Origin of the sequence: Asaia sp. W19 (genome assembly GCF_003994335.1) — a bacterium.
Taxonomy (GTDB): domain Bacteria; phylum Pseudomonadota; class Alphaproteobacteria; order Acetobacterales; family Acetobacteraceae; genus Asaia.
This window is the reverse complement of record NZ_PNQZ01000213.1, coordinates 1-487: the sequence shown is the minus strand read 5'-3', so window position 1 is coordinate 487 and position 487 is coordinate 1. Positions and strand designations below refer to the sequence as shown.

Annotated in this window: 1 protein-coding gene; it reads left to right on the top strand. The window is 56.9% G+C overall.

Annotated features, from left to right (window positions below; all coding sequences use genetic code 11):
• Window positions 1–345: 345 nt before the first annotated feature.
• A partial coding sequence (locus C0V97_RS18980) for a DUF4158 domain-containing protein (protein ID WP_127103760.1) occupies window positions 346–487 on the top strand: 142 nt, incomplete at its 3' end.

Sequence of the window (487 nt, the reverse complement as noted above, 5' to 3'; positions counted from 1 at the left end):
TTCCCCCCCCCCCCCCGCGGGCGCCCCGCCGCTTCCGTACCCACCGCCACCACCGTGATGCCCACCACCGTGATGCCCACCACCGCTGTAACCGCCACCGTGGTGGCCACCGAAAAGTCTGTCAAAAATACCCATGAGTCTTTCTCCTTTCGTAAACACGTCAAAGCCACTTGGGGCAGCGGTTGGCTACATCACTATTTCTCGAAACGCGTTGATATGATAAGAATTCAAGAATAAAGTTTCAAGAACTGTTTTCGAGAATCGCAACGCATTGATTTGCTGTACCGCGCCAGAGGGTTGAGCGGGATTGTCGCAAACCTACGTTTTTGAGAAGAAGGAGACTGCATGCCCCGCCGTTCAATCCTCTCCGCCGCAGAGCGCGACAGTCTCTTGGCGTTGCCCGATACCCAAGACGAACTCATCCGGCTCTACACGTTCAGCGAACCCGACCTGTCACTAATCCGCCAGCGGCGCGGTGACGCCAACC